Raw genomic sequence first — 24,498 nt, 5'->3', positions numbered from 1 at the left:
GCGATCAGTGGTGACCGTGGCCGCTGGTGATCTCCTTGTACTCCTCGGCAGTGGGCTTGGCGATCTGGTTGTGCTCGCCGTAGAAGCCCTTGCTGAGCTTGGCGCGCAGCTTGGTGAGGGCCGAGACCTTGCGCTCGACACCGTTCTCGTCGACCGTCGGGCCGATCTCGAGCGGCGTGTACTGCTGGTGCGCGGTGAGGGTGTGCAGGTGGCCCGGGCTGAGCGGCTCGTGCACCTCCACGAACTCACCGTGCGGCAGGCGCTTGATGAGACCGGACTCGCGTCCGTGCAGCACCTTGTCCCTGTCGCGGCGCTGGAGGCCGAGGCAGATCCGCTTGGTGGCGATGAACACGATGACCGGCACCACGAAGAAGCCGACGCGCACGAACCAGGTGATCGCGTTGATCGACAGGTGGAAGTGCGTGGCCCACAGGTCGTTGCCGCCGCCGACGAGCAGGATGAGGTACCAGCTGAGCCAGGCGACACCGAAACCGGTCCGGGTCGGCGCGTTGCGCGGCCGGTCCAGGATGTGGTGCTCACGCTTGTCGCCGGTGACCCAGGACTCGATGAACGGGTAGACCGCGATCGCCGCCAGCACCAGCGGGAAGATGACCAGCGGGATGAAGACGCCCAGGACGAGCGTGTGACCCCAGAGGTTGATCTCCCAGCCGGGCATGACACGGATCAGGCCTTCGGAGAAGCCCATGTACCAGTCGGGCTGCGCGCCGGTGGACACCTGGTCCGGCCGGTACGGGCCGATGGCCCAGATCGGGTTGATCGAGGCGATGGCCGCGACGACCGAGATGACACCGAAGACCAGGAAGAAGAACCCTCCGGCCTTTGCCATGTAGACCGGCAGCAGCGGCATGCCCACGACGTTCTTGTTCGTACGGCCGGGGCCCGCGAACTGCGTGTGCTTGTGGTAGAAGACCAGGATCAGGTGGGCCACCAGCAGGCCCATCATGATGCCCGGGAGCAGCAGGATGTGGATCGAGTAGAACCGGGCCACGAAGTCGCCGCCGGGGAAGTTCCCGCCGAACAGGAAGTACGCGAGGTACGTGCCGACGAGCGGCACGGACAGGATCGCGCCCTGCATGAAGCGGACACCCGTACCGGAGAGCAGGTCGTCCGGGAGCGAGTAGCCGGTGAAGCCGGTGAACATGCCCAGCACGAACAGCAGGAACCCGAAGAGCCAGTTGACCTCGCGCGGCTTGCGGAACGCGCCCGTGAAGAACACGCGCATCATGTGCACGAACATCGCGGCCAGGAAGATCAGCGCGGCCCAGTGGTGGATCTGCCGCACGAGCAGACCACCGCGGACGTCGAAGCTGATGTTCAGCGTCGAGGCGTACGCCTCGGACATCCGGATGCCCTGCATGGGCTCGTACGGGCCGTGGTACACGACCTCGTTCATGCTCGGGTGGAAGAACAGCGTCAGATACACACCCGTGAGGATGATGATGATGAAGCTGTAGAGCGCGACTTCGCCGAGCATGAAGGACCAGTGGTCCGGGAAGATCTTGCGCATGTTGGCCTTGGCCAGGCCGTAGATGCCCAGCCGGCCGTCCGCCCAGTCGGCGACCCGCTCACCGGCGGGCGCCTTGCGCGTGGTTTCCGTCGTAGTACTCATCCGCGCTCCCAGAAGGCAGGACCGACGGGCTCTTCGAAGTCACCGAGGGCTTCGAGGTCGCCCTCGCTGCTCACGCCGATCCGCAGCTGCGGAAGCGCGTGCCCGGCCGGACCGAAGATGACGCGGGCGCCGTCGGAGAGGTCGAAGGTGGACTGGTGGCACGGGCAGAGCACGTGGTGCGTCTGCTGCTCGTACAGGCTGATCGGGCAGCCGACGTGGGTGCAGATCTTGGAGAAGGCGACGATGCCCTCGTGCGCCCACTCGCGCTCGCGCTTGTCCTTGATGTCGTCCGGCTCGATGCGGATGATCATCAGGGCGGCCTTGGCGATCTGCGCCTGGAAGTCCTCCGCGTCCTCCTCCAGCCCCTCGGGCATGGCGAAGGTCAGCGAACCGACCTGGATGTCCTCGGGACGCAGCGGCTCCATCGTGTTCATGTTGATGAGCTTCTTGCCCTTGGCCCACAGGGTCGAGCGGAGCTTCTTCTCCGGCAGCGGACCGAGGTCGCGCAGCAGCACCACACCGGCGAGCGGCACCAGGGCCAGCGCGCCGAACATCGTGGTGCGGATCAGCTTGCGACGGCCGATCACGGACTCCTCGGCACCGGCCTTGAAGTCGGCGAGGACCTGCGCCTTGACCTCGGGCGTCGCCTCGATCGGGTGGCGCTCGGCGGCGCTCTCGACGTCGGACATCAGGGTGCGCGCCCAGTGGACGGCGCCCGCGCCGATGGCGAAGAGCGCCACGCCCAGGGTGAGACCCAGGGAGAAGTTCAGCGCGCTCACATGACCGAACGGCCAGATGTAGACGATCTTGTCGACCGGGAAGATGACGTAGGAGGCGATGAACGCCACCGTCGCCAGCATGGACAGGATGAACAGGTACGCGACGACTCGCTCGGAGCGGTCGGCGGCACGTTCGTCGATGTCCTGGATGCGCGGCTTGTGGGCCGGCAGCCCCGGGTCGGCGAACGGGTCGCCCGTACCCACTACCGCGCCGTGCGCGGCGTCCTGCTCGGTGAGCAGGCTCTTCTCTGGATTCTCTTCTTGGCTACTCATGACTTCTTGGCCTTAGCGGTGTGGGCCGCGACCCAGACGGCGACGGCGATCAGGAGGCCCAGACCGAAGATCCAGGCGAACAGGCCTTCGCTGACCGGTCCGAGGCCACCGAGCGACAGGCCGCCCGGGCTCTCGCTGTTGTCACCGTTCACGGTCTTGATGTACGCGATGATGTCCTGCTTCTGCTGCTCGGGCATCGTCGTGTCGGGGAAGGAGGGCATGCTCTGCGGGCCGGTCTGCATGGCCTCGTAGATGTGCTTCGGGCTCACGCCTTCCAGGTTCGGGGCGTACTTGCCGTTCGTCAGCGCACCACCCTCACCCGTGAAGTTGTGACACTGGGCGCAGTTGGTGCGGAACAGGTCACCGCCCTTGGCGATGTCCGCGCCGTCGGGGCTGACCTGCTTCTCGGTCGGCCGGATCGGACCGGCGCCGAGCGAAGCCACGTACGCCGCGAGCTGGTCGATCTCGCCCTGCGAGTAGACGACCCTCTTCGCCGGGATCTGGGCACCCGGCTGCTGCGCGGGCATCCGGCCGGTGCCGACCTGGAAGTCGACGGCGGCGGAGCCGACGCCGACCAGCGAAGGCCCGTCGGACGAGCCCTGACCACTGGTTCCGTGGCAGCTGGCGCAGCCGACGGTGTAGAGCTTCTTGCCCTCCTCAATGGGGAGGGACTGGACGGATTCGTCTGCCTGCGCCTTGCCCGCAGGCGCAAACGCGGCGTACAGCCCCCCGGTAGCCGCCAGCGCGAGGAGTAGTACGACGACGGCCGCCAGTGGATGGCGTCGTCGTGCGGAGAGCTTTTTCACGGATTACCCCGGTGTCAGGATCTTCTGCGTCGATGATGGGTGGGTGCGAGCGCCCGGTTACTTGATCATGTAGATCGTCGCGAAGAGGCCGATCCACACGACATCGACGAAGTGCCAGTAGTAGGACACGACGATGGCTGCGGTCGCCTGTTCGTGGGTGAACCTCTTGGCTGCGTACGTTCTGCCGAGAACGAACAGGAAGGCGATGAGGCCACCTGTCACATGCATGCCGTGGAAGCCGGTGGTCAGGTAGAACACCGAGCCGTACGGGTCGGAGGACAGGGAGAGCCCGTCCGTCTTGACCAGCTCGGTGTACTCCACGACCTGGCCGCCGATGAAGATCGCACCCATGACGAACGTGATGGTGAACCACGTCCGGAGCTTCTTCACGTCGCCCCGCTCGGCGGCGAAGACGCCGAGCTGGCAGGTGAGTGAGGAAAGCACCAGGATCGTTGTGTTCGTCGCCGAGAACGGGAAGTTCAGATGGTCGGCCATCTCCTTCCAGTGATCCGGTCCCATCACCGATCGCAGGGTGAAGTACATCGCGAAGAGGGCCGCGAAGAACATCAGCTCGGAACTCAGCCAGATGATGGTTCCGACGCTGGTGAGGTTCGGCCGATTGACCGACGGGTGCGCGTGCCCGGTTTCTACTGTCGTTGCTGTCGCCACGACCGACATTATGTCGGTCGCTTATCCCGCCCTCACTCCCGGGGGTGCCGTTCGGTGTGTCAGGGGGGTGTGTCCTCCCCGAACGGCCCAGCGGAACGACGTCATTACCGGTGCTGACGGGCTGTCCGCGGGAGTACGATCCGCGCATCGGTTCATGCCCCGAGAGCCCCGACGACACAGCTGTCACGGAGGAACAATGCAGGCGACCGCCACGGTCCTGGTCTACAGCGACGATGCCAATGTCCGCGAGCAGGTGAAGCTCGCCACCGGACGACGGCCGGCGGCCGACGTGCCCGAGGTGCGGTTCCTGGAGTGCGCGACGCTGCCCGCGGTGCTCTCCGCGCTCGACGCCGGCGGCGTCGACGTCTGTGTGCTGGACGGCGAGACCGCGCCGGTGGGCGGGATGGGCGTGTGCCGGCAGATCAAGGACGAGGTCTTCCACTGCCCGCCCGTGCTGCTGCTGATCGGGCGCCCCCAGGACGCCTGGCTGGCCACCTGGAGCCGTGCGGACGCCGCGGTGACCCTCCCGGTCGACCCGGTCGAGTTCGCGGACGCCCTGGCCGCCCTGGTGCGTACACGGCTCCAGGCGGCGGCCGGGGCGTCCTGAGACTGCCCGCACGGTCCTTCCGGGCGGTCGTCCGGGCAGGCGGCGCACCTCCGGCGTCAGACCTGGGGACGCAGTCGCGCCGCCAGGCCCGACGCCGGCGGATGCGCTCCGGCCCCGGGCGTGGCGTTCCGCAGGGCGCTGCCCTTCTGCCACGCCTCCCAGGAGACGTTCCAGTCCCCGAACCCGTTGTCGAAGGGGGTCATGGTCTCCCCCTCGCTGCCGACGACCTTGACGACGTCGCCCTCGCGGACGGTGTCGAAGAACCATTCGGCGTTGTCCGTGCTCATCCCGGTGCAGCCGTGGCTCACGTTGGCGCTGCCCTGGGAGCCGACGGACCACGGCGCGGCGTGCACGTACTCGCCGCTCCACGTCACCCGGGTGGCCCAGTAGACCGGCAGGTCGTACGACTCGGAGGAGCCCTCGGCGATGCCGACGGTCTCGCCGCGCATCCGGACGAACGGCTCCTTCCCGAGGACGACCTTGACGCCGTTGCGGGTGGAGAAGCCCGGCTTTCCGGTGGTGACCGGAATGGTGTTGATCACTTCTCCGTTGCGGAGCACGGTCATCTCGTGCTCGGCGGCGTCGGTGATGGCCTCGATCCGGTCGCCGATGGTGAGCCGTAGCGGTTTCACCTCGGCGCCGTACAGGGCGTTGGTCACCTTGATGCCCTTGAAGTTGCTGGTCACCTCGACCGACGCCCCGGCGGGCCAGTAGTCCTGGGGCCGGTAGTGCAGGATCTTGTCGTCGACCCAGTACCAGGAGCCGGTCACGGCGGGGGTGGACCGGACCCTGAGGGAGCGTTCGACGGTGGCCCTGGCGGCCCTGTCGGTGACCGGAGCGCTGAGTTCCGCGGTGATGGGCTGTCCGACCCCGTACGTGCCCGCCTGCGGGCCGAAGGAGACGCTCAGGAGCTGCTTCGGGGAGGTGGTCTCGAAGGAGAGCGTACGGCGGCCCGGGGCGCCGTCCTCGTTCTCGGTGGTGACCCTCACCTCGTACCGCGTGCCTGCGGCGAGCGGGGTGGTGGAGTGCCAGCGTTTCCCGTCGGCGGCGAGTTCGCCGGCCAGACGGCGGCCGGTGCTGTCCGCGGCCGTCACATCGGTGATGCGTCCCTCGTCACCCTTGACGGTGACTTCCAGGGGCTTGTCGGGATCGGCCTTCCCCCGCGGGGCATGGCCGTTGAAGGAGACCTGGTCCGCCGCGTCGAACGGCTTGGCCGAGAGCGGGTGGCCATCGGGTTCTCCACAGGCGGTCGCAGCGGCGACCAGGGTCACGACCAGCAGGGTGCAGCTCACTACGGAGCGGGTGCGCGGCGTGTCGTTCATGAACACACGCTAAGAAGATTCATCCGATCCAGCGCGTTCTGTGACTGCAAACGAGGGGCCCGGACCGCTCTTGCCGAGCAGTCCGGGCCCCTCGCGAGGTGTTACGGGTAACGCGGTGTCACTGGGTGCGGTTCTCACCGCGGTAGTACTCGAAGACCCAGCCGAACAGGCCGATCGCCAGCATCGGGGCCGAGAAGTACGCCAGCCACCAGCCGAAGGCGACGCTCATGAAGAGCAGCGCGCCGCCGATCGCCAGGGAGAGCGGCTGCCAGCTGTGCGGGGAGAAGAAACCCACGTCGCCGGCCTCGTCGGCCACGTCCGCTTCCTTGTTGTCCTGGGCCATCTGGTCGACCCTGTTGGCCGTGAAGGCCAGGTAGAAGCCGATCATGATGGACAGCCCGAAGGCCAGGACGAGTGCGGTGGTGCCGACCGGCTCCTTCGACCACAGGCCGTACGTGATGGCCATGATCAGGATGAAGACGCTCAGCCAGATGAAGAGCTTGCCCTGGATCTTCACTTGCCTGCCTCCTTACCACCGGCGAGGACCTTGTCGTCTTCGGAGTGGTGACCGAGCTGCTCCAGCGCGGCGATCTCCGGGTGGTGCAGATCGAACGCCGGGGATTCGGAACGGATCCGCGGCAGGGTGATGAAGTTGTGGCGCGGGGGCGGGCAGGAAGTTGCCCACTCCAGCGAACGACCGTAGCCCCACGGGTCGTCGACCTCGACCTTCTTGCCGTACTTGGCGGTCTTCCACACGTTGTAGAAGAACGGCAGGATCGACAGACCGAGCAGGAACGAGGAGATCGTCGAGATCGTGTTCAGCGCGGTGAAGCCGTCGGCCGCGAGGTAGTCCGCGTAGCGACGCGGCATGCCCTCGGCACCGAGCCAGTGCTGCACCAGGAACGTGCCGTGGAAGCCCACGAACAGCGTCCAGAAGGTGATCTTGCCGAGCCGCTCGTCCAGCATCTTGCCGGTGAACTTCGGCCACCAGAAGTGGAATCCGGCGAACATCGCGAACACCACGGTGCCGAAGACGACGTAGTGGAAGTGCGCGACGACGAAGTACGAGTCCGAGACGTGGAAGTCCAGCGGCGGCGAGGCCAGCAGAACGCCGGTCAGACCACCGAAGAGGAAGGTGATCAGGAAGCCGATCGACCAGAGCATCGGCGTCTCGAAGGACAGCGATCCCTTCCACATCGTGCCGAGCCAGTTGAAGAACTTCACACCGGTCGGCACCGCGATGAGGAACGTCATGAAGGAGAAGAACGGCAGGAGCACGCCGCCCGTCACGTACATGTGGTGTGCCCACACCGTCACGGAGAGACCCGCGATGGCGATCGTGGCCGCGACCAGGCCGATGTAGCCGAAGATCGGCTTGCGGCTGAAGACGGGGATGATCTCCGAAATGATTCCGAAGAACGGTAGCGCGATGATGTACACCTCTGGGTGTCCGAAGAACCAGAAGAGGTGTTGCCACAGCAATGCGCCGCCATTGGCCGCGTCGAATACGTGGGCCCCGAATTTTCGGTCCGCTTCCAATGCGAAGAGCGCGGCGGCGAGAACCGGGAAGGCCAGCAGGACCAGAACAGCGGTCAGCAGGACGTTCCACACGAAGATCGGCATCCGGAACATCGTCATGCCGGGGGCGCGCATGCAGATGATCGTGGTGATGAAGTTGACGGCGCCGAGGATCGTGCCGAAGCCGGAGAAGGCCAGGCCCATGATCCACATGTCGGCGCCGACACCCGGCGAGCGGACCGCGTCCGACAGCGGGGAGTAGGCGAACCAGCCGAAGTCCGCGGCGCCCTGCGGGGTGAGGAAGCCACCGACCGCGATGAGCGAACCGAAGAGGTACAGCCAGTACGCGAACATGTTCAGCCGCGGGAACGCCACGTCGGGCGCGCCGATCTGCAGCGGCATGATCCAGTTGGTGAAACCGGCGAACAGCGGCGTCGCGAACATCAGCAGCATGATCGTGCCGTGCATCGTGAACGCCTGGTTGAACTGCTCGTTCGACATGATCTGCGTACCCGGACGGGCCAGCTCGGCGCGCATGAAGAGCGCCATCAGTCCACCGATGCAGAAGAACGCGAACGACGTGACCAGGTAGAGCGTGCCGATCGTCTTGTGGTCAGTGGTGGTCAGCCACTTGATGACGATGTTTCCCGGCTGCTTGCGCCGCACCGGCAGCTCGTCCTCGTACGAGTCGTCTGCTGCCGCGGCACCCTGGGATTCGTTGAGGATGCTCACAGTTTGTTGGTCTCCGCATTCCTGGCCGGGTCAGTCTGCTCGATGCCTGCCGGCACGTAGCCCGTCTGCCCCTTCTCAGCCAGCTCCTTGAGGTGCTGCTGGTAACGCTCGGGAGAGACAACCTTGACGTTGAAGAGCATCCGGGAGTGGTCGACGCCGCAGAGCTCGGCGCACTTGCCCATGAAGGTGCCCTCCTTGTTCGGAGTGACCTCGAACGCGTTGGTGTGGCCCGGGATGACGTCCTGCTTCATGAGGAACGGCACCACCCAGAAGGAGTGGATGACGTCACGTGAAGTGAGGATGAAACGGACCTTCTCCCCCTTCGGCAGCCACAGGGTCGGACCCGGGTTGCCGGTCTGGGGGTTGCGCGTGCCCGGGATTCCCGCGTCGTAGACGCCGCCGGCGCCCTTCGGGAAGTCCGCGAGGTAGCGGTCGGGGATCGCGGAAAGCTCCGGGGCCGTCTTGGTGGTGTTCGGCGAGCCGTCCACGTCCTCGACGTAGTTGAACGCCCAGCTCCACTGGTAACCGACCACGTTGATGTTGTGGACGGGCTTCGTGGAGAGGCTGAGGAGCTTCGATTCATCGCGCGCGGTGAAGTAGAAGAGCACCGAGACGATGATGAGGGGGACCACTGTGTACAGCGCCTCGATGGGCATGTTGTACCGGGTCTGCGGAGGTACCTCCACCTTGGTCCGGCTACGCCGGTGGAAGAAGGCACTCCAGAGGATCAGCCCCCAGACGAGGACACCCGTGGCGAGCGCAGCCGCCCACGAGCCCTGCCAGAGGGAGAGGATCCGAGGGGCCTCTTCCGTTACCGGGGTAGGCATACCGAGGCGAGGGAAATCCTGCCAGTTGTACGAACAACCGGAGGCCGTCGCCAGGACCAGGCCCGCAGTCAGCACCTGCGGCAGCTTCCGCCGCATCGGGCGCCGCGACGAGCGGTCGGAGCCGTTGGGACTCACGTAGCGCCTTCCCGAGAGTCTCGCCCGCTACGGTCGGCGCGCCCGTATGTCTCTGGTCGGTCGCCGCCCTGTCGCGGGCAGGGGTTTGGATGTTTATGCGGACCAAACCCTACTGGACGCTATTTGGGGTCGCGCGGGGAGGGTGCCCAACGCGCCGTCCGACACCCCGAAGGGGTGGAATCCCGGCTTCCGGGCGCCATCTGACGTTCCCTCTCCTGGTTCGGGGGTGGCCACCACCGGCGGGGGCCCGCCCGCGGACTAGCGTGGCGGGGTGCCCTACTTCGACGCCGCCTCCTCCGCCCCCCTGCATCCCGTGGCCCGTCAGGCCCTGATGGCCTCCCTGGACGAGGGATGGGCCGATCCCGCCCGCCTCTACCGGGAGGGGCGGCGGGCCCGGATGCTGCTGGACGCCGCGCGCGAGGCGGCCGCGGAGGCGGTCGGCTGCCGCCCGGACGAGCTGGTTTTCACCCCTTCGGGGACGGCCGCGGTGCACACGGGAATTGCCGGAGCTCTTTCGGGCCGTCGGCGTGTCGGTCGCCGCCTGGTCGCCTCGGCCGTCGAACACTCGTCTGTATTCCATGCCGCCGCCTCGCACGAGGCGGCGGGCGGGTCCTTCACCGAGGTGCCGGTGGAACGGACCGGATCGGTGGATTCCGCGGTGTTCGGCGCCTCGCTCGGCGAGGACACCGCGCTCGCCTGCCTCCAGTCCGCCAACCACGAGGTGGGCACCGAGCAGCCGGTGGCCGCCGTCGCCGCGCTGTGCCGGGAGGCCGGGGTCCCCCTGCTGGTGGACGCGGCCCAGTCCCTGGGATGGGGGCCGGTGGCGGACGGCTGGTCGCTGCTGACGGCGAGCGCGCACAAGTGGGGCGGCCCGGCGGGCGTAGGACTGCTGGCGGTACGCAAGGGGGTCAGGTTCGCGGTCCGGGGCCCCGCCGACGAGCGGGAGTCGGGGCGGTCGGCCGGCTTCGAGAACCTTCCGGCCATCGTGGCCGCCGCCGCGTCGCTGCGCGCGGTGCGCGCCGAGGCGGCGGCGGAGGCGGCGCGGCTGCGGGCGCTGGTGGACCGCGTCCGCGCGCAGGTGGCGGCCCGGGTGCCGGACGTGGAGGTGGTGGGCGACCCGGAGCGGCGGCTGCCGCACGTCGCCACCTTCTCCTGTCTCTACGTCGACGGGGAGACCCTGCTGCACGAGCTGGACCGGAACGGGTTCTCCGTGTCGTCCGGTTCCTCCTGCACCAGCAGCACGCTGACGCCCAGCCATGTGCTGAAGGCGATGGGGGTGCTCTCGGAGGGGAACGTGCGGGTGTCGCTGCCCGCGGGCACGGCCGCCTCCGACGTGGAGCGCTTCCTCGACGTGCTGCCGGGGGTCGTCGCCGGGGTACGGGAGCGCCTCGGGGTGCCGGTGACCGGCCGGCCCGCCGGGGCGGCCGGAGTCACGGGGGTCGCCACCCCCACGCCGGCCGCCTCGCTCGTGGTGGACGCGCTGGGCCGGCGTTGCCCGATCCCGGTGATCGAGCTCGCCAAGGTGATCGGGGACGTACCGGTGGGCGGCACGGTCACGGTGCTCGCCGACGACGAGGCGGCCCGGCTGGACATCCCGGCCTGGTGCGAGATGCGGGAGCAGGAGTACGTGGGCGAGGAGCCGGCCGAGCGGGGCGCGGCGTACGTGGTCCGCCGGGTGAGCTGAAGGGCTGGGCGGGAGGAAGCCGGCCCGAGGGGCCCGTACGGTCCGGCGGGACACCGGGCCGTACGGATCAGGCCCCGGGATCAGGCCCCGGGATCAGGCGAGGTGCGCGCGGACCTCGTCGGCGGCCTCGTGCCCGTACGCCTTGGCGAAACGGTCCATGAAGCGGGAGCGGCGCAGGGTGTACTCCTGCGTGCCGACCGTCTCGATGACCAGGGTGGCGAGCATGCAGCCGACCTGGGCGGCGCGCTCCAGGCCGACGCCCCAGGCGAGGCCGGAGAGGAAGCCGGCGCGGAAGGCGTCGCCGACGCCGGTGGGGTCGGCCTTCGTCTCCTCGTCGGGGCAGCCGACCTCGATGACCGGCTCGCCCACGCGTTCGATGCGCACCCCGCGCGCGCCGAGGGTGGTGATCCGGTGGCCGACCTTGGCCAGGATCTCCTCGTCGGTCCAGCCGGTCTTGGACTCGATGAGCCCCTTCTCGTACTCGTTGGAGAAGAGGTAGGTGGCGCCCTCCAGCAGTATCCGGATCTCTTCGCCGTTCATCCGGGCGATCTGCTGGGAGAAGTCCGCGGCGAAGGGGATGCCCCGGGTGCGGCACTCCTCGGTGTGGCGGAGCATCGCCTCCGGGTCGTCGGCGCCGATGGAGACGAGGTCGAGGCCGCCGAGGCGCTCCGCGACGCTGTGCAGCTCGATGAGCCGGGCCTCGCTCATGGCGCCGGTGTAGAAGGAGCCGATCTGGTTGTGGTCGGCGTCCGTGGTGCAGACGAAGCGCGCGGTGTGGAGCACCTCGGAGATGCGGACGGACCCGGTGTCCACGCCGTGCCGGTCGAGCCACGCGCGGTACTCGTCGAAGTCGGAGCCGGCGGCGCCCACCAGCACCGGGGAGGTGCCGAGCAGCCCCATGCCGAAGCAGATGTTGGCCGCGACCCCGCCCCGGCGCACGTCCAGGGCGTCGACCAGGAAGGAGAGGGAGACCGTGTGCAGCTGGTCCGCGACGAGCTGGTCGGCGAAGCGGCCGGGGAAAGTCATGAGGTGGTCGGTGGCGATGGAGCCGGTGACTGCGATGCGCACGGGAGGCTGCTCCTGCGGAGGGCGGGGGGACGCGTGAGCGTTCCGGGACGGCGTGACACCTCACGCTACCCGTTGACGCCCTCGGGCCGTGTCCGGCGATTCCCGCCGGGCGGGCGGCGCCCGGCACGGCACCTCGGGGCGTTGTCGGATTGCCCGAGTACATCCAGCACCCGGGCAGTCCTCCGCCTTGCGACGCACCGCGCCGGAGACCGCCCGCTGATCCGACGCGTATGGTCGGACACGGCCTGGCACCGATGGGTTGAAACTACCCGATAGTAGGTCTTTCTCCCCGAGGGGATCGGTGCGTACGGTGCGGATATGCCCACACACAGCGTTGTGTCCGAGCCCGAAGCGAGCCTGGCCGATCTGAGGGGCGACTGCGTGCGGATGGCACCGCACTGGGTCGTTCCGCCGAAGACTGCCACGCCGCGCGTCGCGCCGTCCCTGATTCACGGAGTCAGGGTGCCGCCCGCCTCCGCGCGGCTGATCGAGGCGACGGAGGAGTACGGGGGCTGACCGGACCGGCCGCGACGGTCCCGGACCCGCCCCGAGGCGAACTCCCGCCGCCGGGACGGCACTCGGCGTACCGGGGGGGAACCGATCGCCGCGGCGCGCCGTCACAGCTCCGTCCCCTCCGTGGGGACGGGCGGACCGCCCGCCCAGGCAGTGACGGCGAAGGAGTGATCCGGTGAGCGTCGAGCGACCCGACAACGACATGACCGTCCCCCGGCGGCGGCCCTCCGCCCTGGTCGCCGCGGCGGTGGCCGCGGTCGTACTGGCCGGCGGCGGCGGAGCCTGGTGGGCGGCCACGGCGGACGACGGCGAGGGCTCCCGGGCGGCGGCCCCGGCACCCGCGCGTTCTCCCTCTCCGGCGCCGTTGGACGTCTCCGGGACGGCCGGTCCGTCCGGGCCGGGCATCGCCCCCGGCGAACCGGCGCCCACCGGTGTGGTCTACCGCGTGCACGGCGCACTGCCCGGCGGCCCGGCGACGGCGTCCGTGCGCCGGGCGGACGGCGCGGTGACCGCCTCCCAGGTGTCCCGGCTGGCGCGGGCGCTCGGGATGCGGGGCACCCCGCGCGGCGAGGGCGCGTTCTGGCTGCTGGGCTCCGACGAGGGCGGTGCGCAGCCGTACCTGCGGGTCGCGCGGGCAGCGCCCGGGACCTGGAGCTACGCGCGCGGCTCGGGCCCCCTCTCCCCCTGCCCGTCCGGAGCGGTGTGCGCGGACGGAGCCGAGGAGACGGGCCCGGTGGGCCCCGAGAAGGCGAAGGCGGCGGCCCGGCCGGTGCTCGATGCGGCGGGCCTCGGCGGCGCCGCGCTCGGCACGGACCAACTGATCGGCGCCGTACGGGTGGTGAACGCCGACCCGGTGGTGGACGGGCTGCCGACGTACGGCTGGTCGACCGGGGTCCAGGTCGGGCCGGACGGGACGGTGACCGGGGCTTCGGGCCGGCTGGCGCTTCCCGCCGGGGGTGCCGCCTACCCGGTGGTGACGGCGGCCGAGGCGGTGGCGTCGCTGAACGCCGACGGAACGGCCGGCGCGCCGGACCCGGGGGGCTGCGCGACGCCCGAGCCGCTGGGGGACCCCGCGGGCGGGCCGAAGGCGGCCGGGCCGATGTGCGTCCCGTCCGCCGGCCGCCCCGTGCCGACGGTGGCGATGACGGTGGAGGACGCGGTGTTCGGGCTCTCGGCGCAGTACGTGGACGGGGGCCAGGCCCTCGTGCCGTCCTGGCTCTTCACGGTGCGGCCGGAGGCGGGCGGCGCGGTCTCCACGGTCGCGCGGATCGCGGTGGACCCTGCGTACCTGGCGCGGTCGCGGGAGCAGGAACCGTCCGGCGGCGGGAAGGTCACCTCGTACACGGCGGACGGGCGGACGCTGGACGTCACGTTCTGGGGCGGGGTGTGCTCCGACTACGCGGCGAGCGCCGAGGAGAGCGCGGGGCAGGTACGGATCACGGTCAAGGAGTCCGGTAAGCACGACGGCGGGCCGTGCATCGCCCTTGCCAAAGAGCTCAGGGACACGGTGACGCTGGACTCCCCGCTCGCGGGGCGGACGGTCGTCGACGCGGCCTCGGGCCGGTCGGTGCCCCGGGTCTGAGGGGTCCGGCTGCCTGAGGACCTGAGAACGCGGACGTACGACGGCGGCGGCCCCGGAAGAGATTCCGGGGCCGCCGCCGTACGCGCTCGTGCTCCGCCACCGGCCCGTGACCGGGCGGGGTGTGCTCAGAAAGCCGGTGAGGGCTCAGCTGAAGGAGTCGCCGCAGGCGCAGGAGCCGGTGGCGTTGGGGTTGTCGATCGTGAAGCCCTGCTTCTCGATGGTGTCGACGAAGTCGATCGAGGCGCCGCCGAGGTACGGGGCGCTCATGCGGTCGGTGACGACCTTGACGCCGTCGAAGTCCTTCACGACGTCGCCGTCGAGCGAACGCTCGTCGAAGAAGAGCTGGTAGCGCAGGCCGGAGCAGCCGCCGGGCTGTACGGCGACGCGCAGGGCGAGGTCGTCGCGGCCCTCCTGGTCCAGCAGGCCCTTGACCTTGGCTGCGGCGGCGTCGGACAGGAGGATGCCGTCGCTCACGGTGGTGGTCTCGTCCGATACGGACATCTGCTTCTCTCCCGGGTTGTACGGACTGCTTGCCGACGGTGCAACCGCCGCGCGCGCGGATTCATTCCGCGCCCACGTCCGCCTGTTCTCTTTTCATGCTCGCACACGGCGCGCGCGAGGGTATGCGTCACATCGACGGTAATGGTGTCGTCAAAGTGACACGATCCGGTTATCATAGATAACGTCAAATAGACGAAAAGACTCCCGGCGCTGAGCACCGGCCTCACCGCCCGGCTCCGCCGCGCTCACCAATGACAAGAAAGGGTGCGTGACGTGACCACGGCCCACCCCCCTGTGGAACTCGATGTTCAGCCGTCGCCCCTGGCCCTGCTGCTGCTCGGCCGTGAGGCCGACCCGAGGAGCGAGCGCGGTGTGGAGTGCCCCGGCGACCTGCCCTCCCCGTCCGACCCGGATCTCGTGGAGCGCGCCCGCGCCGCGAAGGAGAAGCTCGGGGACAAGGTCTTCGTCCTCGGCCACCACTACCAGCGCGACGAGGTCATCCAGTTCGCGGACGTCACCGGCGACTCCTTCAAGCTGGCCCGTGACGCCGCCGCCCGCCCGGAGGCCGAGTACATCGTCTTCTGCGGTGTGCACTTCATGGCCGAGTCCGCGGACATCCTGACCGGCGACGATCAGAAGGTCGTGCTGCCGGACCTCGCGGCGGGCTGTTCGATGGCCGACATGGCCACCGCCGAGCAGGTCGCCGAGTGCTGGGACGTACTGACCGAGGCGGGCGTGGCCGACCGGGTCGTCCCCGTCTCGTACATGAACTCCTCGGCCGACATCAAGGCGTTCACCGGGCGCCACGGCGGCACCATCTGCACCTCCTCCAACGCCGAGCGGGCGCTGGAGTGGGCCTTCGAGCAGGGCGACAAGGTCCTCTTCCTCCCCGACCAGCACCTGGGCCGCAACACCGCGGTCCGGGACATGGGGATGTCCCTGGACGACTGCGTCCTCTACAACCCGCACAAGCCGAACGGCGGGCTGACGGTCCAGCAGCTGCGCGACGCGAAGATGATCCTGTGGCGCGGGCACTGCTCGGTGCACGGGCGCTTCTCGGTGGAGTCCGTGGAGGACGTGCGCGCGCGCATCCCCGGCGTCAACGTCCTGGTCCACCCGGAGTGCAAGCACGAGGTCGTCGCGGCGGCCGACCAGGTCGGTTCGACCGAGTACATCATCAAGGCCCTGGAGGCGGCCCCGGCCGGCTCCAAGTGGGCCATCGGCACCGAGCTCAACCTGGTGCGCCGTCTGGCGAACCGTTTCGCGGCCGAGGACAAGGAGATCGTCTTCCTCGACAAGACGGTCTGCTTCTGCTCGACGATGAACCGGATCGACCTGCCGCACCTGGTCTGGACGCTGGAGTCGCTGGCCGAGGGCAAGCTGGTCAACCGGATCCAGGTCGACCGGGAGACCGAGAAGTACGCCAAGCTGGCGCTGGAGCGGATGCTCGCGCTGCCGTAGGGCGGCCCCGTAACGACCGGAGGGCCCGGCCCCCGCACTCTCTTGCGAAGAGTGCGGGGGCCGGGCCCTTTTCGAACACGGGTGCCGGTTCGGCCGTCGTCGGCCGCCGTCAGACGCCGGAGTGGGCCGCCTCGCGGGAGCCGTCCGGGCCCGCGCCGGGGCCCGAGTCGCCCTCCGCGGGAACCTCGCCCTTCGTCGCGCGCCAGGCCGCCTTCCTCTTGGCCCGGCGCTCCTTGCCCAGCTCCACCATGGCGTACAGCGTCGGCACCAGCAGGAGCGTCAGCAGGGTGGAGGTGAGGAGACCGCCGATCACGACGACGGCCAGCGGCTGGGAGATGAACCCGCCGTCGCCCGTGACGCCGAGCGCCATCGGCAGCAGCGCGAAGATCGTCGCCAGCGCGGTCATCAGGATCGGACGGAGCCGGTGACGGCCGCCCTCGACGACCGCCTCGACGACGCCCATGCCCTGCGACCGGTACTGGTTGATCAGGTCGATCAGCACGATCGCGTTGGTGACCACGATGCCGATGAGCATCAGCATGCCGATCATCGCCGGGACACCCATGGGGGTGCCGGTGACGATCAGCAGACCGAGGGCACCGGTGGCCGCGAACGGGATGGAGACCAGCAGGATCAGCGGCTGGATCAGCGAACGGAAGGTCGCGACCAGCAGCATGAAGACGATCGCGACGGCCGCCAGCATGGCGAGGGCCAGCTTGAGGAAGGCGTCGTCCTGGTCCGCGGTGACGCCGCCGATGGTGGCGGTGGCGCCCTCGGGAAGGTCGAGCGCGTCCAGCTTCGACGCGAGCTCGGTGCTGACCGCGCCGGTGTTCTCGTCGGTGGGCCGCGCCGTGATGGTGGCGGCGCGCTGTCCGTCGATCCGGGTCATGGAGACCGGACCGGGAACCAGCTCGACGTCCGCGATCTGGCCGAGCTTCACCGAGCCGAGCCGCACCTCCTTGAGCTGCGCCATGGTGGTGGCCGGCGTCGCGGACTTCACGACGACGTCGCGCTCGGTGTCGTCGAGCATCGCCTTGCCGGACTTCGTGCCGCCGACCGCTCCGGCGACGACGGCGCCGAGCGTGGTCTGGTCGAAGCCGGCGGCGGCCGCCTTGTCGTTGGCGCGGACCGAGATGCGCGGCACGCTCTGCGAGAGGTCGCTCTGGACGTCGGTGACACCGTCCAGCTTCTCCACCTCGGTGCGCACCGCCTCGGACGCCTTCTTCAGCACGTCCGCGTCGGCGGCCTTGACCGTGACGCTCAGGTCCTGGCTGCCGAAGCCGCCACCCGCGGCGATGCTGGTGCGGCCGATGCCGTCCAGCTTCGCGAGACCGTCCTCGATCCGCTTCTGGGCGGCGTCGTAGTCGCCCGCGTCCTTCAGGGTGATCTGGTAGGAGGCCTGGTTGGCTCCCGTGCCACCGCCGAAGGCGGCCATGAAGCCGGAAGAACCGACGGTGACCTGGTAGTCCTTCACGCCCTTGTCGGCGGCGATGACCTTCTCGACCTTGCGGGCCGCCTCGTCGGCCGAGTCCAGGCTGGTGCCCGGCGTCAGCTTCTGGGTGACGGAGAGGACCTCCTGCTCGCCCTGGTCGAAGAAGTTGGTCTTCAGCAGCGGGGCCATGCCGAACGTGCCGAGCAGGATCACCAGCGCGAGCACCACGCTGGTGACGCGGCGCCGGGTCGCGAAGCGCAGGACGGGGACGTAGAAGCGCTGGAGCCGGCTCGCGGCTTCCTTCTCCTCTGCCTTGCGGCGAGCCGCGTCCGGGTCCTCCTCGGCGCCCTTGGGGGCGCGCAGGAACCAGAAGGAGAGGACCGGCACCACGGTCAGCGAGACCAGCAGTGAGGCCAGCAGCGCCGCCGTGACGGTGATCGAGAACGAGCCGAAGAGCTGGCCGACCATGCCGCCGACGAGTCCGATCGGCAGGAAGACGGCGACGGTGGTGAGCGTCGAGGCGGTGACCGCTCCGGCCACCTCCTTCACCGCGGCGATGATCGCCGGCTGGCGCTCCTCGCCGTAGCCGAGGTGGCGCTTGATGTTCTCCAGGACGACGATCGAGTCGTCGACGACCCGGCCGATCGCGATGGTCAGCGCCCCGAGGGTGAGCATGTTGAGCGACAGGTCGCGGGTCCACAGAACGATGAGCGTGAGGACCACGGAGAGCGGGATGGAGACCGCGGTGACGAGCGTCGAGCGGATCGACGCGAGGAAGAGCAGGATCACCACGACGGCGAAGACCAGGCCGAGCGCTCCCTCGGTGGTCAGACCGGAGATCGCCTTGGAGACGGCCGGGCCCTGGTCGGAGACGACCGTCAGCTCGGCCCCGGCGCCCAGGTCCTTGCGCAGGTCGGGCAGCTTCTTCTCGACCGCGTCGGAGATGGCGACGGCGCTGCCGTCCTGGTCCATCGTCGCCATCACGGCGAGGCTGGGCTTGCCGTTGGTGCGGGTGATGGAGACCGGGGCTGCCTCCTCCTGCTTCACGGTGGCGACGTCACCCAGGCGGACCGGCTTGCCGGGCTTGCCGGTCGCCGCGCCGGGGACGATCCGGACGTCCTCGATCTGCTGGAGGGAGGTGAAGCCCCCGCCGACCTGGATGGTGCGGCTCTTGCCCGACTCGGCGAAGGAGCCGGCCGACATGGTGCCGCCGGCCGCCTGGAGCGCCGGGGAGAGCGAGGCCGCGGAGAGGCCGGCCTTCGCGAGCTTCTTGTCGTCGGGGACGACGGAGACCTGCAGTTCCTGGACGCCACTGACCGCGACCTGGCCGACGCCCTCGATGTCCTCCAGCGCGGGCACGACGGTGTGGTCCAGCTGGTCGGCGAGCGCCTGCTGGTCCTTGTCGGAGGTGACGGCGAGGACCACGGTCGGAATGTCGTCGGTGGAACCGGCGATGACCTGCGGGTCGACGCCCTCCGGGAGCTGGTTGCGCGCGCGGTTCACGGCCTGCTGGATGTCGGCGACGAGCTGCTTGGTGCCCTCGTCCCCGAAGTCGAAGCTGGCCATGACGACGGCGTTGCCCTCGCTGGCGGTCGAGGTGACTCCCTCGATGCCGTCGACGGCCTTGATGGCGTTCTCGAGCGGTTCGACGACCTGCTTCTCGACCACATCGGGGGACGCCCCCTGATAGGGCGCCAGGACCGACACCATCGGCAGCTCGATGGTCGGCAGCAGCTGCTGCTTGAGCTGCGGGATCGCTATCGCGCCGAAGACGAGGGCGACGATGGAGATCAGCCCGATCAGGGCCCGTTGCGCGAGGCTGAACCTTGACAGCCAGGACATGGGTGGGGTCTCTCTTCTGTGGCTTACGCGGTGATGGGCGGGTGCGGGGGTCAGAGGGGACACACCCGGCCCACTCTTACGATCCCTGATGGCCCCGGGCGGAGCGTCGCCCCCCGGGCTGCTTTTACGACCGGCGTGTACCGCAGCTGGAGTACGCCCGCCTCCACCCGGTCCGCGCTCCGGGCGGTACGCGCCCCGCCGACGCCGGCGGAGCGGTCAGCGGACCCGGGGGCGTACCAGGCCCGACTCGTAGGCGATGACGACGAGTTGGGCGCGGTCGCGGGCGCCCAGTTTCGCCATGGCCCGGTTCACATGGGTCTTGACGGTGAGCGGGCTGACGGCGAGGCGTTCGGCGATCTCGTCGTTGGGGTGTCCGGCGGCGACCTGGACGAGCACCTCGCGCTCGCGGACGGTGAGTGCGTCCAGCCGCTCGGCGTGGGCGGCGGCGTCGGGCAGCTGGTCCGAGGAGGCCGCCTGCGCGAGGAAGGTGGCGATCAGCCCCTTGGTGGCGGCCGGCGAGAGCAGCGCCTCGCCCGCCGCGGCGACGCGTATCGCCTGCAGGAGCTCCTCGGGTTCCGCGCCCTTGCCGAGGAAGCCGGAGGCCCCGGCCCGCAGCGACTGCACGACGTACTCGTCCACCTCGAAGGTGGTCAGCATGACGACCCGTACGCCGGCGAGCGCCGGGTCCGCGCTGATCAGGCGGGTCGCGGCGAGGCCGTCGGTGCCGGGCATCCGGATGTCCATCAGGACGACGTCGGGGGCGGTGGTGCGGGCGAGTTCCAGTGCCTGGGCGCCGTCGGCGGCCTCACCGACCACCCGCATGTCGGGTTCCGAGTCGACCAGCACCCGGAACGCGCTGCGCAGCAGTGCCTGGTCGTCGGCGAGCAGCACCCTGATCACGCTCACGCGGGTCCTCCCGTACGTTCCGGATCGCCCGGCCGGACGTCCAACGGGAGGATCGCATGCACCCGGAATCCGCCGCCGTAGCGGGGGCCCGCCGTGAGGGTGCCGCCGAGCGCGGTGACGCGCTCGCGCATGCCGAGGAGGCCGTGGCCGCCGCCGAGTCCGCCCTGGGCGGGGACCGCGGGGGTGCCGCGGCCGTTGTCGAGCACGGTCACCTCCGCGGAGGCTCCGACCCGTACGACGCTCACCTCGGCCTTGGTGCCGGCCCCGGCGTGCTTGCGCACGTTGGTCAGGGCTTCCTGGACGACCCGGTAGGCGGCCAGGTCGACGGCGGCGGGCAGCGGGGCGGAGTGCTCGGGGCAGGCGACCTCCACCGGGAGGCCGGCGTTGCGGAAGGTGGCGACCAGTTCGCCGAGGACGGCGAGGCCGGGCGCGGGTTCGGTGGGCGCGGCGGGGTCGCCGGACTGGCGCAGCAGCCCCACGGTGGCGCGGAGTTCGTCGAGCGCCGAGCGGCTGGCCTCGCGTACGTGCGCGAGCGCCTCCTTGGCCTGGTCGGGGCGTTTGTCCATGACGTGGGCGGCGACCCCGGCCTGGACGTTGACCAGCGCGATGTGGTGGGCGACGACGTCGTGCAGGTCGCGGGCGATGCGCAGGCGCTCCTCGGCGACGCGGCGGCGGGCCTCCTCGTCGCGGGTGCGCTCGGCGCGTTCGGCGCGTTCCTGGATGGCGTCGATGAAGGCCCGGCGGCTGCGCACGGCGTCCCCGGCCGCTCCGGCGAGACCGGTCCAGGCGACGACGCCCAGATTGACCTGGCTGTACCAGGGTGCCGCCCCGAAGATCATCGCGGTGGCGGCCAGCGCGCCGCCGGTGACCAGCCCGACCCGCCAGGCGGTGGGCCGGTCGGTGCGGGAGGCGACGGTGTAGAGGGCCACGACCGCGCTCATCACCACCGGCCCCGGTGGGTCGACCACCACGAACTCCACGACCGACAGGCAGCAGGTGAAGCCGAGCACCTGGAGGGCCCGCTTCCTGCGCAGCACCAGCGCTGCGGCGCCGAGCAGCATCAGGACGACGCTGGAGGCGGCGGGGCTCCGGGAACCGAAGGAGGGTCCGTGGTGGCCGGGGCCGCCGGAGTCGGCGAAGGACGCCACGAGCATGGTCCCGAGGACGGCGAGGGCGAGCGCCGCGTCGAAGGCGAGCGGGTGGTCCCGCAGCCAGCGGCGGGCGCGCGCGAGTCCGGTTCCGAGGGTGGTCACGTCGGGCAACGGTACGGCGTCCGGGGAGCGGGGTGGCCGGGGCGGCGGCCGTCGCGCTCCGGTGCGCCCCCCGCGCGCGCCCCTGGCCTGCCTGCCGCGCCGCCCGCACACGCATATCGCCCGCCCGGGGGTCCGGGCGGGCGATATGTGGAGTGCGCGTGCGCGTGCGGTGGGTCAGCCGGGGATCAGCCCGTCGTCGTGGAGCATGGCGCGGACCTCTTCGAGGGTGGCGTCGGGCGACGGCAGGATCAGCTCGGACGGCTCCAGGGAGTCGTCCGGCAGCGGCGAGCCCAGTTCGCGGACCCGGCCGAGCAGGGCGTGCAGCGTGGTGCGGAAGCCGGGGCCGTCGCCGCGCTCCATCTCCGCGAGCAACTCGTCGTCGAGCGTGTTCAGCTCGGCGATCTTGCCGTCGGCCAGTTCCAGCTGGCCCTCCCCCATGATCCGTACGATCATGACCGTCCTCAGCTCTTGTCGTACCGGTGCGGTGACTGCTGCTGGGAGCCGGGCGCGGTGTCCTGGGCGCCGCCCTCGATGGCCTGCTGGCCGGTCGAGGTGCCGCCGGCCAGTTCGGCCTTCATCCGCTGGAGCTCCAGCTCCACATCCGTACCACCGGAGATGCGGTCCAGCTCGGCGGCGATGTCGTCCTTGGCGGTGCCGGTGGGGTCGTCGAGGGCGCCGGAGGCGAGCAGCTCGTCGATCGCGCCCGCCCGGGCCTGCATCTGCTGGGTCTTGTCCTCGGCCCGCTGGATGGCCAGGCCGACGTCGCCCATCTCCTCGGAGATGCCGGAGAACGCCTCCCCGATGCGGGTCTGCGCCTGGGCCGCGGTGTAGGTGGCCTTGATCGTCTCCTTCTTGGTGCGGAAGGCGTCGACCTTGGCCTGGAGCCGCTGGGCCGCGAGAGTGAGTTTCTCCTCCTCGCCCTGCAGCGTCTGGTGCTGCGTCTCCAGGTCGGTGACCTGCTGCTGGAGGGCGGCGCGACGGGAGAGCGCCTCGCGGGCGAGGTCCTCCCGGCCGAGCGCCAGCGCCTTGCGGCCCTGCTCCTCCAGCTTGGACGACTGACCCTGCAACTGGTTCAGCTGCAGCTCAAGCCGCTTGCGCGACGTCGCCACGTCGGCGACTCCGCGACGCACCTTCTGCAGCAGTTCCAGCTGCTTCTGGTACGAGTAATCGAGGGTCTCGCGCGGATCCTCGGCCCGGTCAAGAGCCTTGTTTGCCTTCGCGCGGAAGATCATTCCCATACGCTTCATGACACCGCTCATAGGCTTCGCGCGCCCCCTTCTCAACGACTGAGCTCCAGCACTCCAACAGAACCCACAGTACGGGCCCTGTCTCCATTACCGCACTGTTCGGGGCTCGATGTGCTCCTCCCCAAGGACGACTGCGCCGGGCGGCCGCTCCCGCTCGAGGAGTACACGGCGGTGCGGGCCGACCGGGGTGGGCGTCCGTGTTGCCCCGGTGGGACACCGTTGAGGACGCGGGCCGTTGCCGGATCGTTCCCGCCCTGTCCGTCTGGCCGCGCGCCGGACCCCGTACCCTTGGGTTTTGTGTTCCGTAGCCGCTCCAAAGAAGAGAAGGCCCCCACCGGCAAGGTGACGGCGGACCTCTCCACCCAGTCCCGCGACCCGCAGGCTCCCAAGGGTCGCCCCACGCCGAAGCGCAACGACGCGCAGACGCAGCGCCGTCGCGCCTCGACCACGCCGGTCGACCGCAAGGAGGCGGTGAAGCGACAGCGCGAAGCGCGCCGGGTCGACATGGCCAAGCAGCGCGAGGCCCTCGCCTCCGGTGACGAGCGCTACCTCCCGACCCGCGACAAGGGCCCGGTGCGGCGCTTCGTCCGTGACTTCGTGGACTCGCGCTTCTGCATCGCCGAGTGGTTCCTGCCGATGGCCGTGGTCATCCTGGTCCTCAGCGTGATCCAGATCCGGAACATCCAGAACATCTCGCTGCTGCTCTGGCTCGGCGTGATCGTGCTGATCGTGCTGGACTCCATCGGTCTCGCGTTCCGGCTGCGCAAGCAGCTGCGCGTCCGCTTCCCGGACACCCCGCAGCGCGGTGCCGTGGCGTACGGCCTGATGCGTACGCTCCAGATGCGCCGGCTGCGGCTGCCGAAGCCGCAGGTCAAGCGAGGAGAGCGGCCCTGACCGCGGACACCTCGGGATTCGCCGGAGGGTCCTCGACCTGGCTCGCGGGACTCGGCGGACTGCGCAACGTCGTCCGCCAGGAGCTCGTGGCCCGGCAGTTGGACGAGCAGATAGCCGCCCGCTTCCCGGTGGGGCGGCGGCTGAGCATCCTCGACGTCGGGCTGGGCCAGGGCACCCAGGCCCTGCGCCTGGCCCGGGCCGGCCACTCGGTGACCGGCCTGGACTCCGACCCCGAGATGCTCGCCTCGGCCCGTGAGGCGCTGGCCCACGAGCCGGAAGGCATCCGCGAGCGCGTCCGGCTGATCGAGGGCGACGGCTCGGAGACCGGGGTCCACTTCCTCCCCGGCAGCTTCGACATGGTGCTCTGCCACGGCGTACTGATGTACGTCGAGGAGCCGGACGCCCTGCTGGCGGGGCTGGCCCGGGTGCTGGCACCCGGGGGCCTCCTCTCCCTGCTCGTACGGAACGGCGACGCGCTGGCGATGCGCCCGGCCGCGGCCGGTGACTTCGGATCGGCGCACGCCGCCTTCGACACCGCCCGTTACACCAACCGGCTCGGCCTCCAGGTCCGGGCCGACCGGCTCGACGCGCTGACCGCCACCCTGGCGGGGATCGCGGCGCCGCTGCGCGCCTGGTACGGGGTGCGCGTCTTCACGGACAACGCCCCGGGCGACGCCCCCCTGCCCGACGCCGCCGAGCTGGAGCAGATCTTCGCCGCCGAGGAGCGGGCCGGGCGGACCGATCCGTACCGGCGGGTGGCAGCACTCCTCCACCTGTGCGGCGTACGCGGCGAACGGACCTGACGGGGCCTGCCCGC

Annotated in this window: 22 protein-coding genes; 7 read left to right on the top strand and 15 right to left on the bottom strand. The window is 70.1% G+C overall.

All coding sequences use genetic code 11. From position 1 onward, the window contains the following. Window positions 1-4: 4 nt before the first annotated feature. Genes ACFYPN_RS01425 through ACFYPN_RS01410 form a run of 4 tightly spaced genes read right to left on the bottom strand, consistent with a single transcriptional unit; the run spans window position 5 to window position 4,166 of the window. A complete protein-coding gene (locus tag ACFYPN_RS01425) occupies window positions 5-1,630 on the bottom strand; it encodes a cytochrome bc complex cytochrome b subunit (protein ID WP_358758044.1) in 1,626 nt (541 codons plus the stop codon). Beyond that, on the bottom strand, window positions 1,627-2,682 hold the full coding sequence (locus tag ACFYPN_RS01420) for a Rieske 2Fe-2S domain-containing protein (RefSeq protein ID WP_358758042.1): 1,056 nt from the start codon (window positions 2,680-2,682) through the stop codon (window positions 1,627-1,629). The genes ACFYPN_RS01425 and ACFYPN_RS01420 overlap by 4 nt, the downstream gene beginning before the upstream one ends. Next, window positions 2,679-3,488, bottom strand: coding sequence for a c-type cytochrome (locus ACFYPN_RS01415; RefSeq protein WP_358758040.1), 810 nt, complete (start codon window positions 3,486-3,488; stop codon window positions 2,679-2,681). The genes ACFYPN_RS01420 and ACFYPN_RS01415 overlap by 4 nt, the downstream gene beginning before the upstream one ends. Window positions 3,489-3,545: 57 nt before the next feature. Next, on the bottom strand, window positions 3,546-4,166 hold the full coding sequence (locus ACFYPN_RS01410; protein ID WP_358758038.1) for a heme-copper oxidase subunit III: 621 nt from the start codon (window positions 4,164-4,166) through the stop codon (window positions 3,546-3,548). Between the two features lie 187 nt (window positions 4,167-4,353). On the opposite strand from ACFYPN_RS01410, the gene ACFYPN_RS01405 reads away from it, so the two are divergent. Continuing rightward, a complete protein-coding gene (locus tag ACFYPN_RS01405; protein WP_389296399.1) occupies window positions 4,354-4,764 on the top strand; it encodes a hypothetical protein in 411 nt (136 codons plus the stop codon). A 56-nt stretch (window positions 4,765-4,820) separates the two neighbouring features. On the opposite strand, the gene ACFYPN_RS01400 is transcribed toward ACFYPN_RS01405, so the two are convergent. The 4 genes from ACFYPN_RS01400 to coxB all read right to left on the bottom strand — a co-directional run bounded on the left by ACFYPN_RS01400 (window position 4,821) and on the right by coxB (window position 9,298). Then, window positions 4,821-6,086: an Ig-like domain-containing protein gene (locus tag ACFYPN_RS01400; RefSeq protein ID WP_389296398.1), complete on the bottom strand. Its 1,266-nt coding sequence runs from the start codon at window positions 6,084-6,086 to the stop codon at window positions 4,821-4,823. A 118-nt stretch (window positions 6,087-6,204) separates the two neighbouring features. Further along, window positions 6,205-6,603, bottom strand: a complete 399-nt coding sequence (locus tag ACFYPN_RS01395; protein ID WP_358758032.1) for a cytochrome c oxidase subunit 4 — start codon at window positions 6,601-6,603, stop codon at window positions 6,205-6,207. Further along, complete coding sequence (gene ctaD, locus ACFYPN_RS01390) at window positions 6,600-8,336, bottom strand: cytochrome c oxidase subunit I (protein ID WP_358758030.1); 1,737 nt, start codon at window positions 8,334-8,336, stop codon at window positions 6,600-6,602. Before ctaD ends, ACFYPN_RS01395 begins: the two co-directional genes overlap by 4 nt. Next, complete coding sequence (gene coxB / locus ACFYPN_RS01385) at window positions 8,333-9,298, bottom strand: cytochrome c oxidase subunit II (RefSeq protein ID WP_358758028.1); 966 nt, start codon at window positions 9,296-9,298, stop codon at window positions 8,333-8,335. The genes ctaD and coxB overlap by 4 nt, the downstream gene beginning before the upstream one ends. 271 nt (window positions 9,299-9,569) lie before the next feature. Between coxB and ACFYPN_RS01380 the strand changes: the two genes are divergently transcribed. Next, complete coding sequence (locus tag ACFYPN_RS01380; protein ID WP_389296397.1) at window positions 9,570-10,982, top strand: cysteine desulfurase/sulfurtransferase TusA family protein; 1,413 nt, start codon at window positions 9,570-9,572, stop codon at window positions 10,980-10,982. A gap of 93 nt (window positions 10,983-11,075) precedes the next feature. Here ACFYPN_RS01380 and ACFYPN_RS01375 read toward each other — a convergent pair whose 3' ends face one another. Next, the gene (locus ACFYPN_RS01375) at window positions 11,076-12,050 is read right to left on the bottom strand and encodes a carbohydrate kinase family protein (RefSeq protein ID WP_358758024.1); all 975 of its coding nucleotides are present in this window, start codon (window positions 12,048-12,050) and stop codon (window positions 11,076-11,078) included. Window positions 12,051-12,368: 318 nt separating this feature from the next. On the opposite strand from ACFYPN_RS01375, the gene ACFYPN_RS01370 reads away from it, so the two are divergent. After that, a complete protein-coding gene (locus tag ACFYPN_RS01370; RefSeq protein WP_389296396.1) occupies window positions 12,369-12,566 on the top strand; it encodes a hypothetical protein in 198 nt (65 codons plus the stop codon). Window positions 12,567-12,738: 172 nt separating this feature from the next. Continuing rightward, window positions 12,739-14,145, top strand: a complete 1,407-nt coding sequence (locus tag ACFYPN_RS01365) for a hypothetical protein (protein WP_389296395.1) — start codon at window positions 12,739-12,741, stop codon at window positions 14,143-14,145. 144 nt (window positions 14,146-14,289) lie between these two features. Here ACFYPN_RS01365 and ACFYPN_RS01360 read toward each other — a convergent pair whose 3' ends face one another. Beyond that, complete coding sequence (locus ACFYPN_RS01360) at window positions 14,290-14,646, bottom strand: iron-sulfur cluster assembly accessory protein (protein WP_266703501.1); 357 nt, start codon at window positions 14,644-14,646, stop codon at window positions 14,290-14,292. A 273-nt stretch (window positions 14,647-14,919) separates the two neighbouring features. On the opposite strand from ACFYPN_RS01360, the gene nadA reads away from it, so the two are divergent. Beyond that, window positions 14,920-16,107 (top strand): quinolinate synthase NadA, encoded by a 1,188-nt coding sequence (gene nadA, locus ACFYPN_RS01355; RefSeq protein ID WP_389296394.1) that lies wholly within the window; start codon window positions 14,920-14,922, stop codon window positions 16,105-16,107. A gap of 109 nt (window positions 16,108-16,216) precedes the next feature. On the opposite strand, the gene ACFYPN_RS01350 is transcribed toward nadA, so the two are convergent. From ACFYPN_RS01350 to ACFYPN_RS01330, 5 genes are all read right to left on the bottom strand, one after another. Beyond that, window positions 16,217-19,381, bottom strand: a complete 3,165-nt coding sequence (locus tag ACFYPN_RS01350) for an efflux RND transporter permease subunit (protein WP_389296393.1) — start codon at window positions 19,379-19,381, stop codon at window positions 16,217-16,219. A 216-nt stretch (window positions 19,382-19,597) separates the two neighbouring features. Next, window positions 19,598-20,287, bottom strand: a complete 690-nt coding sequence (locus ACFYPN_RS01345; protein ID WP_358758015.1) for a response regulator transcription factor — start codon at window positions 20,285-20,287, stop codon at window positions 19,598-19,600. Beyond that, window positions 20,284-21,540: a sensor histidine kinase gene (locus tag ACFYPN_RS01340; RefSeq protein ID WP_358758013.1), complete on the bottom strand. Its 1,257-nt coding sequence runs from the start codon at window positions 21,538-21,540 to the stop codon at window positions 20,284-20,286. Before ACFYPN_RS01340 ends, ACFYPN_RS01345 begins: the two co-directional genes overlap by 4 nt. Before the next feature lie 174 nt (window positions 21,541-21,714). Then, window positions 21,715-21,993: a hypothetical protein gene (locus tag ACFYPN_RS01335; protein ID WP_358758011.1), complete on the bottom strand. Its 279-nt coding sequence runs from the start codon at window positions 21,991-21,993 to the stop codon at window positions 21,715-21,717. An 8-nt stretch (window positions 21,994-22,001) separates the two neighbouring features. Further along, window positions 22,002-22,787 (bottom strand): PspA/IM30 family protein, encoded by a 786-nt coding sequence (locus ACFYPN_RS01330; RefSeq protein WP_358758009.1) that lies wholly within the window; start codon window positions 22,785-22,787, stop codon window positions 22,002-22,004. 297 nt (window positions 22,788-23,084) lie between these two features. Between ACFYPN_RS01330 and ACFYPN_RS01325 the strand changes: the two genes are divergently transcribed. Together ACFYPN_RS01325 and ACFYPN_RS01320 are read left to right on the top strand one after the other, a co-directional pair. Continuing rightward, window positions 23,085-23,681: a DUF3043 domain-containing protein gene (locus ACFYPN_RS01325; protein ID WP_358758007.1), complete on the top strand. Its 597-nt coding sequence runs from the start codon at window positions 23,085-23,087 to the stop codon at window positions 23,679-23,681. Between the two features lie 59 nt (window positions 23,682-23,740). Beyond that, complete coding sequence (locus tag ACFYPN_RS01320; protein ID WP_389296578.1) at window positions 23,741-24,484, top strand: class I SAM-dependent methyltransferase; 744 nt, start codon at window positions 23,741-23,743, stop codon at window positions 24,482-24,484. The last annotated feature ends 14 nt before the right edge of the window (window positions 24,485-24,498 follow it).

It is taken from the genome of Streptomyces sp. NPDC005576, from assembly GCF_042871745.1.
Lineage (GTDB): Bacteria > Actinomycetota > Actinomycetes > Streptomycetales > Streptomycetaceae > Streptomyces.
Note: the sequence above shows the minus strand (reverse complement) of the source record. Positions and strands in the feature narration are given on the sequence as shown.

Coding starts and splice junctions, on each gene's coding strand:
- ACFYPN_RS01335 (WP_358758011.1), bottom strand. CDS start 21,993: ATGATCGTACGGATCATGGGGGAGGGCCAGCTGGAACTGGCCGACGGC.
- ACFYPN_RS01420 (WP_358758042.1), bottom strand. CDS start 2,682: ATGAGTAGCCAAGAAGAGAATCCAGAGAAGAGCCTGCTCACCGAGCAG.
- ACFYPN_RS01400 (WP_389296398.1), bottom strand. CDS start 6,086: ATGAACGACACGCCGCGCACCCGCTCCGTAGTGAGCTGCACCCTGCTG.
- ACFYPN_RS01360 (WP_266703501.1), bottom strand. CDS start 14,646: ATGTCCGTATCGGACGAGACCACCACCGTGAGCGACGGCATCCTCCTG.
- ACFYPN_RS01370 (WP_389296396.1), top strand. CDS start 12,369: ATGCCCACACACAGCGTTGTGTCCGAGCCCGAAGCGAGCCTGGCCGAT.
- ACFYPN_RS01330 (WP_358758009.1), bottom strand. CDS start 22,787: ATGAAGCGTATGGGAATGATCTTCCGCGCGAAGGCAAACAAGGCTCTT.
- ACFYPN_RS01425 (WP_358758044.1), bottom strand. CDS start 1,630: ATGAGTACTACGACGGAAACCACGCGCAAGGCGCCCGCCGGTGAGCGG.
- ACFYPN_RS01405 (WP_389296399.1), top strand. CDS start 4,354: ATGCAGGCGACCGCCACGGTCCTGGTCTACAGCGACGATGCCAATGTC.
- ACFYPN_RS01410 (WP_358758038.1), bottom strand. CDS start 4,166: ATGTCGGTCGTGGCGACAGCAACGACAGTAGAAACCGGGCACGCGCAC.
- ACFYPN_RS01350 (WP_389296393.1), bottom strand. CDS start 19,381: ATGTCCTGGCTGTCAAGGTTCAGCCTCGCGCAACGGGCCCTGATCGGG.